Below are 16,637 nucleotides of genomic sequence, written 5' to 3'. Positions count from 1 at the left end.
ATATGGCTAAGATAAATTTACAAAATATAAAAAAATCATATGGGAAGAACAATGTCATACATGATTTAAGTGCTGATATCAAAGATGGAGAATTGATAGTTATAGTTGGGCCATCAGGATGCGGGAAATCAACTCTATTAAGAATGATTGCTGGTCTTGAAGAGATCAATAGTGGGAAAATAATAATTAATGGAAAAAAAATGAATGATCTTGAGCCAATGGAAAGAAACATTGCAATGGTATTTCAAAATTATGCTCTCTATCCACATATGACGGTTTTTGAAAATATGTCATATGGTTTAAAAATTCAAAAAACACCCAAAGATGAAATTATATCAAGAGTAAATGAAGCTGCTGAAATTTTAGAATTAAGTGATCTACTAGAAAGAAAACCAAATCAATTATCAGGTGGTCAAAGGCAAAGGGTTGCCATGGGAAGAGCAATAGTAAGAAAACCAGATGTCTTTCTTTTTGACGAACCTTTATCAAACTTAGATGCTAAATTGAGAGTTCAAATGAGATTGGAAATTAAAAAACTTCAAAGAAAATTAAATGTAACCTCTTTATATGTTACTCATGATCAGGTAGAGGCAATGACACTAGCAGACAAGATGATTGTGATGAATGAAGGAAATGTTGAACATATTGGAACACCGTTAGATGTTTATCAAAAACCACAAACATTATTTACTGCACAATTTATTGGAAGCCCGGCAATGAATATATTGAATGGTACAGTTAAGGACGGTGAAGTAAAAATTGCTGACTTTAAATTAAATGTAAACTCTTCACATCAGGGAGAAGTTTTTTTTGGAATAAGGCCAGAGCACTTAACTATAAATACAAATGGAAAATTTAAAGTAAACGTAGAATTTATAGAATTGATAGGTTCCAACACTCTTGTACATTGTAGAATAAAATCCTCTAATGAAGTGGTTGTTGTTAGTGTGCCTGGAATTCTTGATAAAGATGTTTCTGGTGAGGAGGTAGGCTTAGACTTAGAGGAGACTAAAATACATTTATTCAGTACTACAAATCAAAATAGGATTGATTGATTTGATACTCTCAAAACCAAACTACATAAAAATATATGGTCACAGAGGTGCGAGAGGTGATATGCCTGAAAATTCCTTATCAGGATTTAAATATATTTTTGATAATAACTTTTTTGCGTTTGAAACAGATGTACTGATATCGAAAGATAAAATACCATTAATTGCTCATGATTTTTATCTTAATCCTTACTTTACTAAAGATCAAAATGGAGAATGGATTAAAAATAAAAAAATTAAAATATATGATTTAAATTTCCAGGAATTATTAGACTACGATATTGGTACATTAGACAAAACAACATCTTATGGAAAAAGATTTAAAGATCAGAAATCAATTAAAAATCAAAGGATCATCAAATTAGATGAGCTATTTGATCTTATAAAAAAATATCCTAAAGAAAATATGTTCATAAATTTAGAAATAAAATCAACACCTGAAGAGAAAAATTTAACTCCAAGTCCAAAAGATATGATCAGTATAATTAAAAAAGCATTGTTAAAATACGATTATTTTGAAAAAATTTTAATATCCTCATTCGACTGGAGAATTTTAAAGGAATGCAAACTACAAATGCCAGATGTTTTAAGAGGTCATATTAGTTTGCATACTAATTTAAAAACAAAACCCAAGACTGTATTTCCAAATTCTCCTTGGCTTAATACTAAACAAGAATTTAATGTTTTTGAGATACCTAAAATAGTTAAAAAACAAGTTGGTCATGTTTGGTGTCCATTTTATAGAGATGTTTCTAAACAGAACGTAGAAATGGCTCATGATTTAGGCCTGGGTGTAAATGTTTGGACAGTAAATAGTGAGAGAGAAATGTTAAGAATGATCAAGTATGGAGTTGATGGGATAATAACTGATTTTCCAAACAAATTAAAAAGGGTATGTGAAAACAATAAAGTTCGATGGTTCTAAAATTTATTTCCAACCTGTAACATTTTTTACTTCTAAAAATTCTTCCAATCCCCAAACTCCTCCTTCTCTACCATTTCCAGATTGTCTGTAACCACCAAAAGGAGTCCCAACATCAGCTGCATTACCGTTTATATAAACACATCCTGATCTTAATTTTTTTGCAACTCTATGTGCTTTTTCTTTATCATCAGTTTGAAGATAATTTCCTAAACCATAAGAAGTATCGTTTACAATTTTCACTGCTTCATCTTCAGTATCAAACGGAATAATTGATAAAACAGGCCCAAAAATTTCTTCCTTTGCGATTCTCATCTCATTAGTAACATCTGTAAAAATAGTTGGTTTAATAAAATATCCTTTATTTAAACCATTTGGCAATTCTGGTCCTCCAGCAGCTAATGTTGCTCCCTCAGAAATTCCACTTTCAATAAGACTTATAATTTTATCGTATTGAACTTTTGAAATTACAGGGCCAATGTGATCTCCTTTTTTAGTTGCTTGATCTACTTTAATTTTGTTTGCTTCATCAACAGCTTCTTTTACTGCTCTTTCATAAATAGATTTTTCAACCAACATTCTTGTAGGTGCATCACAAGATTGACCTGAATTACTCATTACATTTCTGATACCATCTCTCACTGCATCTTTGTAACTGTCAGCAAAAACAATATTTCCACCTTTGCCCCCAAGTTCAAGACAAACTCTTTTAATTGTATCAGCAGCATTTTTAGAAATTAATTTACCAGCTCTTGTTGAACCAGTAAAAGAAACCATATCAATATCTGGATGACTTGAAATGTCTGTTCCAACTCCAGCTCCATCACCATTTACTAAATTAAAAACTCCTTTAGGAAAACCAGCTTCATGGATCATTTCAGCAAACAACATTCCCGATATAGGAGCAATTTCTGAGGGTTTTAAAATCATTGTGCAACCAGTTGCAAATGCCGGAGCAACTTTAAGAGCAATTTGATTTATTGGCCAATTCCAAGGAGTTATTAATCCACAAACTCCAATTGGCTCATAACAAATATGATTATTTGATTTTTCATCAAAATGTTCTTCAAAGTTAAAATTTTTAAGTCTTAGTATAAAATCTTCTAAATGATCTCTTCCTGATGCTGTTTGAACATCATTCGACCAATCCATTGGAGCACCCATTTCTAATGAAATAGCTTCTGCCATTTCATTAAATCTTTTTTTGTAAATAGTTAATAATTTTTCTAATAATTTAATTCGTTCCTCTTTTGAGGTTTCTTTCCAAGTTTCAAATGCTGTTTTTGCAGCTTTTACAGCTCTATTTGTATCTTCAGTGGATCCTAGAGAAATTACTGCGCAAGGATCTTCATTACATGGATTGATAACATAAAAGTCATTCCTCTTAATTGGATCTACCCATTCACCATCAATATAAAATTTTCTTTTATCTAGCATGAATTTATTTTAGCATAATATTTAAATTTCATATCCTTTTTCCTCAGGCTCATTATCAACTAATTCTTCTGGAAAACCCTTGGCTCTAAAATCTATGTTGTTTAAATCTTCCATTCTTTTTACAATCATAGAAGACCAAGCTCTAGACCCATATTTTTTTTGTCCATCTTTAAATATTTCAACAATTTTTGGAGATATCTCTAGTGGAGAATTTAACTTTTTCGCTAGATCATCAAATAAGCCTGTGTCTTTTAAAACTAAATCCATTGTAAAATTTATATTATAAGATCCATTTAAAATTACCTGACTTTCTGTTTCGTGAACAAATGAATTTCCTGATGATGCAGCAATTCCTTTGAATGTTTTTTCAAGATCTAGATTAGATTTTTTTGCAACTGTCCAAGCTTCTCCTAAAGCAACTAGATGTACTGAAGCTAAATAATTTGTAATTACTTTAAGAGTACTTGCTGTACCTAATTCACCAGTATGTAACACCTTTCTACCCATGACTGTTAAGACAGGTAAAATTTTTTCAAATGCTTTTCTCTCACCACCTACAAAAATTGCAATATTTCCTGTTGCAGCTCTATGACAACCACCACTTACAGGGCCATCTAAAGGTATAGCATTTTTTGCAATTACTTTTTCTCCAATTCTCTTTACCTCAGCTTCATCAGTAGTACTCATTTCAAGCCAGATTTTATTTTCAGAAAGGCCTTGAAGTACTCCATCTTCAGCTTCCATAACTTCTGCGCTTACTTTTAGAGATGGCAAAGAAGTAATTACAAGATCAACTTGTTCCGCAAGTTCTTTTCCAGAATTTGAAACTTTTGCACCTAAATTTTTAAATTTATCTGTTAAATTTTGGTCTATGTCTCTTACCGTTAAGTCAAATCCATTTCTCAGTAAACTTCCTGCAAGTTTAGCACCTACATTTCCTAGACCAATAAAACCTATCTTCATTATTTTACCTCTTCTTTTTTATTTTTTGTAAAAACTATTAATATGACACCAATAATTATTATTACTCCACCAATGAACAATTCTTTTGTTGGTTCTTCTCCTAAAAGAAAAATTGCAGCTAATAATCCTGTTGGAGGAATTCCCATAGTTACAATTGGCAGAACTTTATAAATTGGATTATTTTTTATGACATAATAAAAACAACCATATGTTACAGGCTGCATTATAAAACCAATGTAGATTGCAATTATCCAATGATTAATTTCTGCGTTAGCAAAATATTCAATAGTATTTCCATCAATGATTGCTGATAATAGAATTAAAATTGGACCAGAAAATAATGCCATCCAAGCAACCAATGCTAAAGGATTAATTTCTTTACTCAAAGGTTTCACAATTACTTGTCCAAGAGCCCAAATAGCAGAGCCTAGTATGGTCAATCCAATACCAATAATTTTTCCATCTAAATTTGGTGATCCAGTTAAAACGTAAACACCAATAAACGCTATACCAATACCAATTAAAGCTCTAACAGTTGGTTTCTCTTTAAGCATAAAGTAAGCAAAAATAACTCCAAACGGTACTTCCATTTGTACCAGCAAAACTGCTGAAGATGCATCAATTAAGTCTAAACCAGAGTAAGTGATGCTGTACTGTAAAGTATTAGCTATTAAAGATGCTATGAATATTTTTAATAAATATCCTCTTGGTATTGGAAACCACCAGACTAAAATTGATGCTGCAAATATAAATCTTAAACCCATTAATAAAATTGGTGGAAAAGATTCAAATGCTGGTTTTGCAATGACAAAACCAAAGCCTAAAAAAATCGGAACCAGCGATGCAATGAAGGTATCTTTTAAATTCATGTCGTTAATTTAATATTAATGATTATTAAAGAACTTCTGATATATTCATCTTTTAAAATATGAATTCAACAAAAATAGATCCAAAATACATTAATAAATCAAATCCAAGAGTTGGCTTAATAGCTCTTGCAAGTGATTTTATGATTGAGAGAGATTTCATTAATGTCATAAAAGACAGGGAAATTGATTTTTTTGTAAACCGTATTGAGTGTTACAATCCATTAACTCGAGAAAACCTGATTAAAATGTCTAATAAAGTAACTGAGGTTGCAAAAGATATTTTACCAGATCAAGATATTGATTGTGTTGTTTATGGTTGTACCTCTGGGACCATTGCAGCTGGATATAATTCTATTGAACAAAAAGTAAAAGCAGCAAAACCAATGGCTGATGTTACAACGCCAAGCACTGCAGCAATTAAAGCTTTAAAAAAATTAAATATAAAAAAAATTTCTTTGTTCACACCATATAGTAAAAAACTAAATGATGAGGTCTTAGAATATTTTAAAACTGAGGGATTTGAAATTACTTCTAATTCTTACTTTGATATCGAGGCTGATTATGACATTGGTAAAGTAGATCAAGATTATTTATATGAAGTATTATCTAAAATTGATTTAAATGGGGCAGAGGCTTTGTTTGTTTCGTGTACAGCATTACCTGTATTACCAATTATTGATAAACTTGAAAAAAAATTAAACACAATAGTTTTATCTAGCAATCAAGCATTAATTTGGGATACACTTGTAAAAATAAATAAAAATAACTCTGTTGAGGGATTTGGAAAACTATTTGAGGCAAACTAGTGTCATTTACTAAAGAAGAATATAAACAAAGATTAAAAAAAGTTCAAAAAATGATGCAAGAAAAAGGCATCGAACTTTTAATTTCTCATGATACTAATAATTTATATTATCTAACTGGTTATGACGCCTGGTCATTCTATTATGCTCAATGTGCAATCGTTCATGTAAATGCAGACGAACCATTATGTTTTGTAAGAGCTCAAGATGCAGGTGGCGCTTATATAAAAACTTATTTAAAAGATGAAAATATTTTAGTTTATGATGAAGAGTACATCCATACTTGGCCAAAACATCCTTACGATAGATTAGTTGAAATAATTAAAGAGAGAAAATGGGATAATCTATCAATAGGTTTAGAGATGGATGCTCACTATTTTACAGCTTTTTGTTATGAAAAAATAAAACAAGGTTTGCCAAATGCCAAAATCAAAGACAGTGATCGATTGGTGAATTGGGCAAGATTTACAAAATCTGACGCAGAAATAAATTACATGAAGTCTGCAGCAAAAATTTCAGAACAAGGAATGAAAACTGCAATGGAAGTTATTAAACCTGGTGTAAGGCAGTGTGATGCAGTTGGTGAAATTCAAAAAGCACTTTTTTATGGAACAGAGGAATTTGGTGGTGAATATTCAAGTATCGCAACTCTTCTTCCAACAGGAAAAGGTACTTCTGCTTCACATTTGACTGCTACTCAAGATAAATTTGTTGAGGGAGAAGCAACAATTATTGAACTTTCTGGAGTTTATAAAAGATATCATGCGCCAATGGCTAGAACGGTATTACTTGGAAAACCCAATCAATTAAAAATTGATACGATGAATAAAACTATTGAAGCCTTAAACTCTGGTATTAGCGCAATTAAAGCAGGAAATACCGTAGATGATGTTGCTCAAGCTTTTTGGAAAATACTCGATAAATATGGTATCGAAAAAAGATCAAGAACTGGTTATTCAATAGGAATAGGTTATCCTCCTGATTGGGGAGAGCATACTCTTAATATATATAAGGGAGACAAGACAGTTCTTCAGCCTAATGTTTGTTTTCATATGATTGCCGTGATGCAATTTGGTGACTGGGGTGTTGAGGCGTCAGAAGCTATTAGGGTTACAGAAAACGGTTCAGAGTTATTTTGTAATTTTCCAAAAGAGCTTCATATCAAGAGTTAATTTACTATTGAAATCTACTTTCACAAATGTTTAATAATCAACTTTATGTCTAAAAATCCAGAATTCGTAAAATTTGATAAAGTAGATAAAAGTTATGACGGTAAAGTACTCGTCGTTAAAGATCTTCAATTAGATATTGCTGAAGGTGAATTTATAACGATGCTTGGACCATCTGGTTCAGGTAAGACAACTTGTTTAATGATGTTAGCTGGATTTGAAACTCCAACTAATGGAGAGATTTTATTAGACGGAAATATTATTTCAAACATTCCACCTCACAAAAGAGGAATTGGAATGGTGTTCCAAAATTATGCACTATTTCCACACATGACAGTTTATGAAAATTTAGCGTTTCCTTTAAGAGTAAGAAAAGTTGAAAAAGATGAAATTGATAAAAAAGTAGATAAAGCTTTGTCGATGGTTTCTTTAAATGGATTTGAGTCTAGAATGCCAGCACAACTTTCTGGAGGACAACAACAAAGGGTTGCTGTTGCACGAGCACTTGTGTTTGATCCAGCTGTTGTTTTAATGGATGAGCCACTTGGTGCTTTAGATAAAAATTTAAGAGAGAGTATGCAGTATGAAATTAAACATATCCACGAAAGTATTGGTGTTACTGTTGTTTACGTTACTCATGATCAAAGTGAAGCTCTTACTATGTCAAACAGAATAGCTGTATTTAACGACGGAAAAGTTCAACAGTTATCTGATCCAGCAGAACTATATGAGAAACCAGTAAACTCTTTCGTTGCTGAGTTTATAGGTGAAAATAATACTTTTAATGGCGAAGTATCTGATATTGATAAGGATACATGTAAGGTAAAATTAGGTAATGCAGAAATATTAGCTAATCCTATTTCTGTAAAATCAAAAGGTGAAAAAACTACAGTATCTTTAAGACCAGAAAGAGCTTTAATAAATCCAACAAACAAAATGGACAATATGTTTACCGGTAAAATAGAAGAAGTAATTTACCATGGTGACCACACAAGAGTAAGACTGGACTTACTTGGTAGTTCTGAATTTATTTTAAAAGTACCAAACAGTACCTCAAATCTTGAGCTAAAAGTAAAAGAGGATATTAATATTGGTTGGAACAGTGTTGATGCTAGAGCTTTAGATCCTAAATAGTTTCTATTAAAAATTCAAAATAATATTAGATAAAATGAGCTGTTGACTTCACTTGCTCATTTTGGTGTACTTTCATTATATAAATTAATTTATATTAACGTTTAAACGGAGGAATAATGAAAAAATTAAGTAAATTGTTACTTGCTCTTTCTTTTGCTCTTTCAATAACTTCATCAGCATTTGCAGTTACTGTTGCATCTTGGGGTGGAGCTTATACAGAATCTCAAAAGTTAGGGTATGGTGATCCGACTGCTAAGGCACTTGGAGTAGAAATCAACTGGGTTGATTACTCTGGTGGTTTATCAGAAATTAAAGCACAAAAAGAAGCGGGTGCTATTACTTGGGATATCATCGACTTATTTGCATTCGATACAATTAACGGATGTGATGAAGGTTTATTTGTTAAATTTGATTTTGACAAAGACTTCCCAGCTGCACCAGATGGAACTCCTGCAAGTGAAGATTTCTTCACAGAAATGCCTAGTGAATGTGCTGTAGGAAACATCTTATATTCTTGGAACTATGCTTATGACACAAGAAAATTTAGTGGTTCAAAAGCTCCTACAAAAATTAAGGACTTCTTTAACACTAAAAAATTCCCAGGCAAAAGAGCAATCTACACTAGTGCTTTAACTAATTTAGAAATTGCTTTAGCTGCGGATGGTGTGAAGTTAGGTGACGGCGGAACTAGAGTTTACAGAAAACTTTTAGAAGACGGTGGAATCGACAGAGCATTAAACAAAATTAGAGAATTATGTACAGATCCAAATGGTGGATGTGTATTCTGGTCTGCAGGTGCTCAACCACCTGAATTATTAGTTGCTGGTGAAGTTGTTATGGCAACTGGTTGGAACGGAAGATTCTTCAATGCTGAAGTTGGTGAAGGTGCTCCAATTAAACAAGTATGGGATGGTCAAGGTCTTGACTACGAATACTTTGCTTTAGTTAAGGGTGGTCCAGATGAAGCGAATGCTAAAAAAGCTTTAGCTATGATGACTAACACTGAGATGTTAGCTGGTAGCGCGAAGTACATTGCATACGCTCCATGGAGAAAATCTTCTCTTGATGTAATCACTGCTGGTGAGCCATGGTACAAAGATGGCAAAACAGAAATGATGCCTCAAATGCCAACTGCTCCTGCTAACACTAAAAACTATTTCTTAGTAGACCCATTCTTCTGGGCTGACTATGGAACAGAGATTGGTGAGAAGTGGGAAGCTTTCAAAGCAGGCCTATAATTTCAGTTTTAATCACTGAATTTATATAATATATTTAGGGCGGTTATTAATTAACCGCCCTATTTTTTTATGAGCTCTGAAACAAAACAAATTTTAACAACTGACGGAATACCATTAGAAGTCAGTTTGAAGAAAGCTGAACGGAAGAATAAGATTAAAGCCTTCCTTCTAGTTGCTCCTTTATTATTATTTTTAGTCATCACTTATATATTTCCAATTGGAGAAATGTTTACGAGAAGTATTGATGACAAGATGATAACCAACATGCTTCCTAAAACATTTAAGGAAATGGAAAATTGGGATGGACAAGAACTACCTCCTGAAGAAGTTTTTTCTGCTTTTTATTATGACTACAAAGCCCTTGTTGAAAAACAAGAACATGGAAAACTTGGTCAAAGATTAAATAAAGAAAAAAATGGTTTTAATTCAACAACCAAAAGATTGTTTAGAAATATTAAAAGAAAAAAGATAGATGAAAACGCTAGTTTCAAAGAACAGATGATGAAGGTTCATAAAAATTGGGGAAAAGTCGAGTACTGGCAAGCTATAAAAAGAACAGCGCCACCATATACATTAGCTAAATATCTAAAAGGTATGGATATGTATTATGCTGCTGATGGAAGCATCGCTCAAGTAGATGAAGATAGACGAATTCATAGAATTTTGTGGCTAAGAACGCTTGAAATTGCTTTTTTCGTAACTCTATTTTGCTTTGCAATGGGCTATCCTATTGCTCATTTATTAGCCACATTACCAATGAAGTACTCAAATCTATTAATGATTTGTGTTCTTCTCCCATTCTGGACTTCATTATTAGTCAGAACTGCAAGTTGGATGATTTTACTACAGCAACAAGGAGTCGTTAACGATTTCTTTGTCATGATAGGATTAGTTGCAGACGATAACAGGCCTGAAATGATGTATAATAAAGTTGGTACCTATGTGGCGATGACACAGATATTGTTACCTTTTATGGTTCTTCCACTTTACAGCGTCATGAAAACAATCTCTCCTAGTTTAATGAGAGCTGGAAAATCTTTAGGTGGAACACCTTTTGTTGCATTTTGGAAAGTATATTTCCCATTAACTATTCCAGGCATAGGAGCGGGATGTTTGTTGGTATTTATATTGGCAATAGGATATTACATTACTCCAGCATTGGTAGGAGGTGCCTCTGGAACTTTGATAAGTAACCAGATTGCATACCATATGAAAACAACTTTGGACTGGAGCTTTGCATCTGCAATGGGATTGATGTTGTTAACTGGAGTTTTAGTTGTGTATTGGATTTATAACAAATTAGTTGGAGTTGATAATATTAAATTAGGATAAACATGGCATTACCAAGTTATACAGAAACGCGTTATAGAATTTGGCATTATGTTTATTTAGCTATTTGTGCATTTGTATTTTTCTTTTTAGTTGCGCCTTTATTCGTAATATTTCCATTATCATTTAATGCTGAAGAATTTTTAGTTTTTTCTGAGGGAATGAAAAATCTTGATCCTGATGCCTTTTCTTTAAGATGGTATAAAGATATGGTATATGGAACCAAAAACCCATGGGGACTAGCTGCAAAAAATAGTTTTATAATTGCAATATTTGCAACAATAGGATCGATAATACTTGGGACATTGGCTGCACTAGGTTTAAGCAGTAGGCATATGCCTTATAAGGGAATTATAATGGCTACTTTAATTTCACCAATGATTGTTCCGTTAATTATATCAGGTGTTGCAATATTCTTTTTCATGGCAAAAGTTGGCTTAGCAGCAACGCATACAGGAATAGTGTTTGCGCATATAATACTAGGAACTCCATTTGTTGTAATCACAGTAACTGCAACATTATCAGGATTTGATCATAGTGTAACAAGAGCTGCTGCTAGTTTAGGTAGTAACCCTGTAAACACTTTTATGAAAATTACTCTTCCTTTAATATTACCAGGTGTAATTTCAGGAGGTCTATTTGCATTTGTGACTTCATTTGACGAGGTAGTTGTTGTTTTATTTCTTGCTGGTTTAGAAAATACTACAATTCCAGTGCAGATGTGGACTGGTTTGAGAGAACAGCTTAGTCCAACAATTTTAGCTGTTGCTACATGTTTAATTATTCTTTCAACTTTAATTTTAATTAGTGCAGAATTATTAAGAAGAAGATCTGAAAGATTAAGAGGAATTAATAGATAAAATTAAATTGCTTCAATTATTGTTGCAATTCCCATTCCTAAACCAATACATTGAGTAGCAAGAGCGTATTTTTTATTTTCTCTTTTTAAAAGTTGCGCAGCTTTTCCTGTTATCCTTGCACCTGTTGCTCCCAAAGGATGTCCTAAAGCAATTGCACCCCCATCTAAATTTACTTTATTAATATCTATTTCTAAATCTTTGATACAAGCTAGTGATTGAGATGCGAAAGCTTCATTTAACTCCACAATATCAATGTCTTTTATTGAAATTTTAGCTCTATCCAAAGCTTTTTTAGTTGCTGAAATTGGTCCTAAGCCCATATAGTTTGGATCACATCCTTCAACAGCAGTGGATTTTATTCTACCAAGAATTTCTAAATCATTATCTTTAGCAAAATTTTCTTCACATATCAGTGTTGCAGCAGCTCCATCAGTTAGAGGAGATGAAGTTGCAGCTGTTACCGTTCCATTTTGATCAAATACTAACTTTAAACTATCTAGTTTTTCCATTGTACTATTGGGTCTAATATTTTCGTCTGTTTCACAATCACCTATCTTAGTAATTTCACTTTTGAATTTATCTTTTTGTTGAGCTTCATTTGCTTTTCTATGACTTTCTAAAGAGAACTCTTGTTGTTCTGTTCTTGAAATATCATATTTTTTAGCAACATTCTCAGCAGTAATTCCCATGGATAAATATAAATGTGGATTTTGTTTTTCTTCATCAGAATAAGGGTAGGGTAAAGGATCAAAGCCAGTTCTAACTCTAGTCATGCTTTCAACACCTCCACAAATAAATATCTTACCTGATCCCATTGCTATTTTTCCTGCTGCTATATGAATTGCCTCCATTGAAGATCCACACCATCTGTCTACAGACATACCAGGAACTCTCATATCTAGATCTGATAAAAAAGTTACCAATCTTCCAATATTAAAACATTGTTCACCAACCTGAAAAGCGCAACCAATAACAACATCATCAATTTCTTTTGGGTTAATTTTTGATTGTGAAACAAGATTTTTTATTACTTCAGCTAGCAGATTAACTGGTTTTACATCTATTAATTTTCCTTTATTTGCCATTGCAAAAGGTGATCTGGAGTAACCAGCTATTACTGAATTATACATTTTTCTCTTTAATATTGTGTTAATTTATATAGCTTACCCATTTAATTAATCAGGAAATTTGTCTTATTTCAAGTTTTTGATTAATTCAATAGAAGTTTATTTATTATGGATATTAAAAAAGTAGTTGTTATTGGATCTGGTACGATGGGTAGTGGAATTGCAGCGCACCTGTGTAACGCAAATGTACCTGTAACTCTTTTAGATTTAACGACAGAAATATCTGAAAAAGCTAGAGACAGAATTCACAAATCAAGACCTCCATTACTTTTAGATAAAACCAAAATTGAAAATATTAAAGTTGGAAATATTAATGACAATTTCGATGTAGTAAAAGAAGCTGATTGGGTTGTTGAGGCTGTTGTTGAAAGAATTGATATAAAGCACAATATTTATGAAAAAATATTTAAGAACAGAAAACAGGGGGCAATTGTTTCATCAAACACATCATCTATCCCAATTAAAGTTTTGTCAGAAAAATTAACTGAAGAAGAAAAAAAGGATTTTTGCATAACTCACTTCTTTAATCCAGTTAGATACATGGGATTATTAGAAATTGTAAAAAATGAAAATAATGATTTGAATAAAATCAATTCTCTTAAAAAATTTTGTGAAATTGAATTAGGTAAAGGTGCGATCGTTTGTAATGATACACCTGGTTTCTTAGGAAATAGAATAGGTGTTTATGCAATGCAGGTAGCAATGACAGAAGCATTTAGAATGAAATTATCAATTGAAGAAGCTGATGCAGTTTTTGGAAGACCAATGGGTATACCTAAAACAGGAGTTTTTGGCTTATATGACTTGATTGGAATTGATTTGATGGCTGATGTTTTAAAAAGCTTTATTAAGGAGCTTTCTGAAAATGATGAATTTCAAATTGTTGCAAAAGAAATTCCGTTAGTAAAAAAATTGATTGATACTGGTTATACTGGACGTAAAGGAAAAGGTGGTTTTTACAGAATGAATAAAAGTGGAAACCAAAAAGTATTAGAAGCTATCAATTTAGAAACAGGTGAATATCTAACCTCAAAAAAAATAGATTTAGGAGTTGAGACTGTAGATATTAATAATTTAATTAATCGAAAAGATAAATATGGAGAATATGCTTGGGAAGTAATTTCTAAAATAATTAAATACGCATCTTCTCTAGTTCCAGGAATTACAGACAAATTCAACGATATAGATGAAGCAATGAGACTTGGTTTCAATTGGGCAATGGGTCCTTTTGAAATGTTAAAATCAATTGGAGTAGAAAACTTTTTTTCAAGGATAGATAATTTTGAAAATAATAAATTTTTAGAAAACTTATCTAAGTCAAAAGATGAAAACTTTTATGGAGAAAGACAATTATATACTGATATTGAAACACTAGGAAAAATTAGACCAACAGCAATAAAAGTAGATAAAAATAATTCTGCTGAAATTCATCGTTTTAAAGATTTTAATATTGTCGAGTTTACTACAAAAGCTTGTGCACTAGATTATGATTCAATGGATGCATTAAAAAATGCAACTGACAAACCACTTATTGTTATGAATGAAAGCATGCAATTTTCTGCAGGTGTGAATTTGAGTTACACGATGAATTTTGCAGATAAGAATGATTTCAAATCTATAGAAAAATTTATTAAATACTTCCAAGATACTTGCAAAATTTTAAAATATTCTAAGTACCCGGTAGTGTCTGCACCTTCTGGTCTTACTTTAGGTGGTGGTTTTGAAGTTTTGGTTCAAAGTAACTTTGTTGCATCACACACAAACATTGTGGTTGGTCTTGTAGAGACAATTGTTGGATTAGTGCCAGCTGGAGGCGGATGTAAAGAAATGCTATGGAGGTGGTCACAAACGGAAGAAGCAAAATCTGATCCTGATTATGCTCCTTTAAAAGTATTTGATATTATTGGATACGCAAAAACTGCAACTTCTCCTGTAGAAGCTGAGCCTTTAAAATACTTAAAACCTGAGGATAAAAAAATCATGAATAGAAATAGTCTTTTTGAAGAGGCGAGAAAACTTATTCATCAAAATAACGATTTTGTTCCTCCAGAAGAGTGTAAATTTAATTTATCTGGAAAACCTTTGAAAGAAAAGATGATTAAAGTTTTAGAGAAATTATATAATGATAAAATAATATTAGATCATGGAATGCATGTTGGAACTGAACTTGCAAATGTTTTAAGTGGTGGTGATACAAATTTAGATAAAACTTTATCAGAAGATGATCTTTATAAGTTAGAGTTAGATTCTTTTATGAGATTGATAGAAACCAATCAAACCCAAGATAGAATTAAACATACTCTTTCAACCGGAAAACCTTTAGTTAATTAGTCTCTAACATTCTAAAAGTGTTTATATAATCAGGTCTAAGTACATAAATTGCTTTATTACCTGTTTTAATTTTCTTAAGAATATCTAGACCAAACTTTACTTTTCCAAGTGGAGTGTATTCTCCTTGATAAATTGGGATATCTTTCAAGGTAATAAAAAATTCACTATCTTCAGAGTCAAATTCTGTTGATCTTGCAAATCCAACACTACCTTCAGTAAATTCAAAATCGTCACTAAGTTCTGATTTCAATAATCCCAATCCTGATTTTCCACTTCCAATTTTTGAGTAATCTAAATATTTAATATTCCCAAATTCAATATCACCAGCTTGAACTAAAGTATTTTCAACAACTTTATAGAATGCCGAACCATCATACATTTTTTTTTCAATTAGCGTTTTAAATCTTTCGACAGCTTTTGGAGAAATGTCAGGATATAACTCAATAATAACGTTTCCACATTCTAAATTCATTACAGCGATATTATTTGGGTTCTTAAAGTTTAATTTTTTTAAATCATTGTTGTCTATAAATAGACATTTATTTTTTAATAAAAAAAAAGATGAAAAAGCAGAAACGGCTAAGACTATTAAAAAAATAAATAAAATTTTTTCTGATTTTGATGCCTTAATTGTTTTAATCATAAAATATTTGCATCTATTTTAGATATATTTAATTTAATAAAATTTACCTTATTATTTAATATAGGGTCGTTTTTTATTTTCTCTTCAATCAAATTTTTATTAACCATTAAAAAAGAAAAGATTTCAGCCATATCTTCTGATGGAATTGATTTGGAATATTCTGTTAAAAAACCATTGGTATTTTTATATAAATCTAAATTTAATCTATCTGAGCAAGTGGAGCATTCAGCGTATTTAAAATCAGAATTATTAAATAAAGAAAATTTTTTATCATTAAAATCATTCTCATAACTATTTTGAATCATGTGAAAAATTTCATGATGAATCATTCTTTCAAAGTATTTTTCGTTAAAGTTTATATCTAATATTAAAGTTCTATTTTTGTTATCTGGTATTCCACCAGTATTGATGTTCGAAATAAATAAACCTTCACAAAATACAACATATTTTAAATCTATTTTTTTAAGAAATTTAGAATTATATCTTTTAATATTTCTTTCAATGATTGGAAATTTTGTATTAAGATTTTCTTGATTTGTCTTATTGCAAGCAATGTTGTCATCTGCTCCTATTTTAAAATCTCCTTTTGCATTTAAATAACGGATATTGTTCTCATTTTTTAGTTTATAGATTTGTAAGTTCGGAATTTTGATTAGATTGTATATTTCATCAGCATTTACCTGTGAAAACTGAAATATTAAGATGAATAAAATAATAATTTTCATTAATTTATTATAGACGAATTAGATTAGATAATATT

15 protein-coding genes are annotated in these 16,637 nt (G+C 31.3%); 9 read left to right on the top strand and 6 right to left on the bottom strand.

What is annotated here, in order from left to right; translation table 11 throughout:
* Positions 1 to 2 precede the first annotated feature (2 nt).
* Positions 3 to 1,055 carry an ABC transporter ATP-binding protein gene (locus ACTTAW_RS07100; protein ID WP_440651744.1) on the top strand — a complete coding sequence of 351 codons (1,053 nt, stop codon included), beginning with the start codon at positions 3 to 5 and terminating at the stop codon, positions 1,053 to 1,055.
* 1 nt (position 1,056) lies between these two features.
* A complete protein-coding gene (locus tag ACTTAW_RS07095; RefSeq protein ID WP_440651742.1) occupies positions 1,057 to 1,977 on the top strand; it encodes a glycerophosphodiester phosphodiesterase family protein in 921 nt (306 codons plus the stop codon).
* 3 nt (positions 1,978 to 1,980) lie between these two features.
* Here ACTTAW_RS07095 and ACTTAW_RS07090 read toward each other — a convergent pair whose 3' ends face one another.
* The 3 genes from ACTTAW_RS07090 to ACTTAW_RS07080 are packed head-to-tail and all read right to left on the bottom strand — an operon-like array spanning position 1,981 to position 5,243.
* Positions 1,981 to 3,411, bottom strand: a complete 1,431-nt coding sequence (locus tag ACTTAW_RS07090; RefSeq protein WP_440651740.1) for an aldehyde dehydrogenase family protein — start codon at positions 3,409 to 3,411, stop codon at positions 1,981 to 1,983.
* A gap of 21 nt (positions 3,412 to 3,432) precedes the next feature.
* Positions 3,433 to 4,374, bottom strand: a complete 942-nt coding sequence (locus ACTTAW_RS07085) for an NAD(P)-dependent oxidoreductase (RefSeq protein ID WP_440651739.1) — start codon at positions 4,372 to 4,374, stop codon at positions 3,433 to 3,435.
* Positions 4,374 to 5,243 (bottom strand): DMT family transporter, encoded by an 870-nt coding sequence (locus tag ACTTAW_RS07080; protein ID WP_440651737.1) that lies wholly within the window; start codon positions 5,241 to 5,243, stop codon positions 4,374 to 4,376. The genes ACTTAW_RS07085 and ACTTAW_RS07080 overlap by 1 nt, the downstream gene beginning before the upstream one ends.
* Positions 5,244 to 5,302: 59 nt before the next feature.
* Here ACTTAW_RS07080 and ACTTAW_RS07075 point away from each other — a divergent pair, with 59 nt between their 5' ends.
* From ACTTAW_RS07075 to ACTTAW_RS07050, 6 genes are all read left to right on the top strand, one after another.
* Entirely contained in the window at positions 5,303 to 6,049 is a 747-nt protein-coding gene (locus tag ACTTAW_RS07075; protein WP_440651735.1) for a maleate cis-trans isomerase family protein, read from the top strand.
* Positions 6,049 to 7,218 carry a M24 family metallopeptidase gene (locus ACTTAW_RS07070; RefSeq protein ID WP_440633646.1) on the top strand — a complete coding sequence of 390 codons (1,170 nt, stop codon included), beginning with the start codon at positions 6,049 to 6,051 and terminating at the stop codon, positions 7,216 to 7,218. The genes ACTTAW_RS07075 and ACTTAW_RS07070 overlap by 1 nt, the downstream gene beginning before the upstream one ends.
* A gap of 45 nt (positions 7,219 to 7,263) precedes the next feature.
* Positions 7,264 to 8,349, top strand: coding sequence for an ABC transporter ATP-binding protein (locus ACTTAW_RS07065; protein ID WP_440651733.1), 1,086 nt, complete (start codon positions 7,264 to 7,266; stop codon positions 8,347 to 8,349).
* Positions 8,350 to 8,465: 116 nt separating this feature from the next.
* A complete protein-coding gene (locus tag ACTTAW_RS07060) occupies positions 8,466 to 9,587 on the top strand; it encodes an extracellular solute-binding protein (protein ID WP_440651731.1) in 1,122 nt (373 codons plus the stop codon).
* Between the two features lie 69 nt (positions 9,588 to 9,656).
* A complete protein-coding gene (locus ACTTAW_RS07055; RefSeq protein WP_440651729.1) occupies positions 9,657 to 10,919 on the top strand; it encodes an ABC transporter permease in 1,263 nt (420 codons plus the stop codon).
* Positions 10,920 to 10,921: 2 nt separating this feature from the next.
* Positions 10,922 to 11,776, top strand: a complete 855-nt coding sequence (locus tag ACTTAW_RS07050) for an ABC transporter permease (protein ID WP_440614070.1) — start codon at positions 10,922 to 10,924, stop codon at positions 11,774 to 11,776.
* Between the two features lie 2 nt (positions 11,777 to 11,778).
* On the opposite strand, the gene ACTTAW_RS07045 is transcribed toward ACTTAW_RS07050, so the two are convergent.
* Positions 11,779 to 12,906, bottom strand: a complete 1,128-nt coding sequence (locus ACTTAW_RS07045; protein WP_440651727.1) for a thiolase family protein — start codon at positions 12,904 to 12,906, stop codon at positions 11,779 to 11,781.
* Between the two features lie 105 nt (positions 12,907 to 13,011).
* On the opposite strand from ACTTAW_RS07045, the gene ACTTAW_RS07040 reads away from it, so the two are divergent.
* Positions 13,012 to 15,234 carry a 3-hydroxyacyl-CoA dehydrogenase NAD-binding domain-containing protein gene (locus ACTTAW_RS07040; RefSeq protein ID WP_440651725.1) on the top strand — a complete coding sequence of 741 codons (2,223 nt, stop codon included), beginning with the start codon at positions 13,012 to 13,014 and terminating at the stop codon, positions 15,232 to 15,234.
* Here ACTTAW_RS07040 and ACTTAW_RS07035 read toward each other — a convergent pair.
* Positions 15,227 to 15,877 (bottom strand): peptidylprolyl isomerase, encoded by a 651-nt coding sequence (locus ACTTAW_RS07035; protein ID WP_440618137.1) that lies wholly within the window; start codon positions 15,875 to 15,877, stop codon positions 15,227 to 15,229. The two genes, ACTTAW_RS07040 and ACTTAW_RS07035, sit on opposite strands and share 8 nt — an antisense overlap.
* A complete protein-coding gene (locus ACTTAW_RS07030; RefSeq protein ID WP_440651723.1) occupies positions 15,874 to 16,602 on the bottom strand; it encodes a putative zinc-binding metallopeptidase in 729 nt (242 codons plus the stop codon). The genes ACTTAW_RS07035 and ACTTAW_RS07030 overlap by 4 nt, the downstream gene beginning before the upstream one ends.
* Between the last annotated feature and the right edge of the window lie 35 nt (positions 16,603 to 16,637).

This window comes from Candidatus Pelagibacter sp. HIMB1495, from assembly GCF_052047955.1.
Taxonomy (GTDB): domain Bacteria; phylum Pseudomonadota; class Alphaproteobacteria; order Pelagibacterales; family Pelagibacteraceae; genus Pelagibacter.
The sequence above is the reverse complement of the archived record's forward strand: the minus strand, read 5'-3'. Positions and strand labels throughout refer to the sequence as shown.

Excerpts from the sequence above, each read along its gene's own strand:
- ACTTAW_RS07045 (WP_440651727.1), bottom strand. The coding sequence starts at position 12,906 with ATGTATAATTCAGTAATAGCTGGTTACTCCAGATCACCTTTTGCAATG.
- ACTTAW_RS07050 (WP_440614070.1), top strand. The coding sequence starts at position 10,922 with ATGGCATTACCAAGTTATACAGAAACGCGTTATAGAATTTGGCATTAT.
- ACTTAW_RS07040 (WP_440651725.1), top strand. The coding sequence starts at position 13,012 with ATGGATATTAAAAAAGTAGTTGTTATTGGATCTGGTACGATGGGTAGT.
- ACTTAW_RS07065 (WP_440651733.1), top strand. The coding sequence starts at position 7,264 with ATGTCTAAAAATCCAGAATTCGTAAAATTTGATAAAGTAGATAAAAGT.
- ACTTAW_RS07090 (WP_440651740.1), bottom strand. The coding sequence starts at position 3,411 with ATGCTAGATAAAAGAAAATTTTATATTGATGGTGAATGGGTAGATCCA.
- ACTTAW_RS07060 (WP_440651731.1), top strand. The coding sequence starts at position 8,466 with ATGAAAAAATTAAGTAAATTGTTACTTGCTCTTTCTTTTGCTCTTTCA.
- ACTTAW_RS07035 (WP_440618137.1), bottom strand. The coding sequence starts at position 15,877 with ATGATTAAAACAATTAAGGCATCAAAATCAGAAAAAATTTTATTTATT.
- ACTTAW_RS07085 (WP_440651739.1), bottom strand. The coding sequence starts at position 4,374 with ATGAAGATAGGTTTTATTGGTCTAGGAAATGTAGGTGCTAAACTTGCA.
- ACTTAW_RS07030 (WP_440651723.1), bottom strand. The coding sequence starts at position 16,602 with ATGAAAATTATTATTTTATTCATCTTAATATTTCAGTTTTCACAGGTA.
- ACTTAW_RS07055 (WP_440651729.1), top strand. The coding sequence starts at position 9,657 with ATGAGCTCTGAAACAAAACAAATTTTAACAACTGACGGAATACCATTA.
- ACTTAW_RS07075 (WP_440651735.1), top strand. The coding sequence starts at position 5,303 with ATGAATTCAACAAAAATAGATCCAAAATACATTAATAAATCAAATCCA.
- ACTTAW_RS07100 (WP_440651744.1), top strand. The coding sequence starts at position 3 with ATGGCTAAGATAAATTTACAAAATATAAAAAAATCATATGGGAAGAAC.
- ACTTAW_RS07080 (WP_440651737.1), bottom strand. The coding sequence starts at position 5,243 with ATGAATTTAAAAGATACCTTCATTGCATCGCTGGTTCCGATTTTTTTA.